Raw genomic sequence first — 2453 nt, forward strand, 5'->3', positions numbered from 1 at the left:
GAGCAGAAAGTATACTTGTCTCCCGTTGTCGACTTGTTTACTCAGGAGGTGGTTGCTTATAGAGTGGCCAAAAATGCCTGCTTGCCGCTTGTCACGGATATGCTGACGGAAGCCATATCAAAGCTTAAACCCAACTCAAAGCCAATTCCCAATTACACCTTCGTCAACAATCTACTCAAGAACAATCGTGAAGGGCAACTGAGTAAAGATAAAACAAATACGCCGAACCTTGTTCACAGCAATGTTCGTGGCCCGAACAGTTATCACTAGGAGAAAGGATATGAAGGCACTTAATGACCAACTCAAAACCCTCCGCTTGAGCCATGCGGCGAAAGCGTTAGAGCAGCAACAAGAGCAACTGACCACTTACGCTGAGCTGGACTTCGAGGAGCGGTTAAGCCTGCTTCTGGAAAGTGAAAAAAGCCCATTGTCAAACTGGATGAGAGTGGGCAAATTAGGTATTACTACTATTTCAAGCAAAGTATGCATAGCCAATAATACTAAACAGGTGTCATACTGACAACTGTCACTCTAAAAAAATGGTCAAAGTTTCATCAAAACATATGTAAGTTAAGGGTTTATATTTAAAAAGTTTGCATTTACCAAGTTTAATGCCTATCTAATAATTGATGCTGGTTCACAAATGAGGAGTGATACATGAATAAATCTCAGCTGGTTGAGCATATTGCAAAAAACGCTGAATTATCAAAATCAGATGCTGAAAGGGCTTTAAGTTCTACAATAAATGCAATTGTCGGAGCCCTGTCTGATGGAGGTGAGGTATCATTAGTAGGATTCGGGACGTTCAAAGTAAATGACCGTTCTGCTCGTATTGGTAGAAATCCAAAAACTGGCGAGGAGTTAAATATTCCCGCCGCAAAAGTCCCCGCTTTTAAAGCAGGCAAAGCCTTAAAGGAAGCCTGTAATCATTAAGATATTCACTTGGCACTATTAAGATAAATAACCACCTAAGTAAAACCCACAACTAAAGGTGGGTTTTTCCTTGGTAATACAGCTAACATCAATCGATAGTAAGCACTCAACGAATATCTCAGCTTCATCTAGGGAAACACGTGAGGCCGTCAATTGGACACCTTCAATATATTTTCGGAGATCGGCGTCAGCACGTCTTTGGACAGAAGCACGTTAGAGTATGGATTCTAACGTGCCAAAACTGGATTAGAAAAAGTATCTTGAAGCCTTAAATGCTTGTTATAAAGCAAACTCCCCAACTGTGACCGTATTTATTAGAGGGTTTTCATCCAAGACCGGAATTCCAACTAACACATCATTGTCTGTATGCTCGGTAGCGCCTTGAGCATAAATAGCACAAATTTTTTCTTGCTCTGCTTCGTTTAAACTTTCCCACCATTCTGGTGATATATAAATATTTTCAACCATTGCGAAGGTGAAAATAGAAAGTGAGTTTGACACAGAACCAGTCTGAAGGAGTTGGTTAACAAATTTTAAATTGCTTGTTGAATGCTCTTTCAACCACGACAAGACAATGTACCCTTTGTTTTCAGATGCAAAAGAGTTAATGAATACATAGTCTGGTATATCCTTGGGATCATTAGATATTGTTTGAAGCAGTTCACCATCGAAACCAACCGTATACCCTAGTACCGCACTGGTCATGACCCTCGGAGGTAGTTCAAGTTCCACGACTAAGTGATGTAAGTCATCAAAGGCAGCAGCCGTAAACATGTGATCAAGCTTCTGCTTTAGGAACCGTAGGTCTCCCATTGTAAGATCATTATTTGAACCATAGTATTTAGCCATTTGTTGTATCATGACTTGTTCACTAAGAGATTTGCCTTTATCTAACTCTTGAGCAAAGCTAAATGTATTTGCAGCGCTCTCTTTTACAAAAAGCTCTCGGCATAAAGATCGATATGCCACGAGAAAACAATGGTATGGACTTTTATCAAACGCATTGTCTTCAATCGGAGCAAAAATGTGTTTGTCGTGAGTTGAGCAAAAACCAGTAAATACTGAGGCTTGGTTAATACCTACTTTCTTTGGATGGACTCTTTTAGATATAGAGAAGTCATGATTTGTTTTGAAGGTAGTGTAAACATGTCCATCTACTGCTATAGCTTTTAGGGAGGAGCTTTTTGATACTGAATGTGCTTTGATGATTTTCTTTGAACATTCAGATTTCATCGATTCTGGCACGCTACAGAGTTTTTTTGAGTTGAAGCTATTCATCTCTTTCATTATCGTGCCTTTATCAGCAGGAGCTTGTTTATCACGCCCTAAATGACAACGTTTGTATTTTTTCTTTGAGCCGCACCAACATGGCTCATTTCTTCCAAGTTTCACTGATGTTCCTCTGCTTTACAACGCCGCGTTAAGTAGTGAGAAACGCAACCACCTAGCCTAAATCATTGCAAAGTAAACAAAAACCCAACCTTGAACTTAGAATGCCGCTCGTTACGAATCACTCTTAA

General features: G+C 40.0%; 2 protein-coding genes and 2 pseudogenes. 3 read left to right on the top strand and 1 reads right to left on the bottom strand.

Features of this window, described 5'->3' with window-relative positions; translation table 11 throughout:
- The 3 genes and pseudogenes from BCT81_RS08735 to BCT81_RS08745 form a co-directional block, all read left to right on the top strand.
- A pseudogene (locus BCT81_RS08735) lies at window positions 1-270 on the top strand (hypothetical protein); the annotation flags it as partial.
- Between the two features lie 10 nt (window positions 271-280).
- Window positions 281-418 (top strand): annotated as a pseudogene (locus tag BCT81_RS08740) (IS21-like element ISVch3 family helper ATPase IstB); the annotation flags it as partial.
- A 239-nt stretch (window positions 419-657) separates the two neighbouring features.
- A complete protein-coding gene (locus tag BCT81_RS08745; RefSeq protein ID WP_096993610.1) occupies window positions 658-933 on the top strand; it encodes an HU family DNA-binding protein in 276 nt (91 codons plus the stop codon).
- A gap of 279 nt (window positions 934-1212) precedes the next feature.
- Here the strand turns inward: BCT81_RS08745 and BCT81_RS08750 are convergent, their stop codons facing one another.
- A complete protein-coding gene (locus BCT81_RS08750; RefSeq protein WP_102423870.1) occupies window positions 1213-2325 on the bottom strand; it encodes an SEC-C domain-containing protein in 1113 nt (370 codons plus the stop codon).
- Between the last annotated feature and the right edge of the window lie 128 nt (window positions 2326-2453).

The organism is Vibrio sp. 10N.261.52.A1 (genome assembly GCF_002876325.1).
GTDB classification, from domain to species: Bacteria; Pseudomonadota; Gammaproteobacteria; order Enterobacterales; family Vibrionaceae; genus Vibrio; species Vibrio chagasii.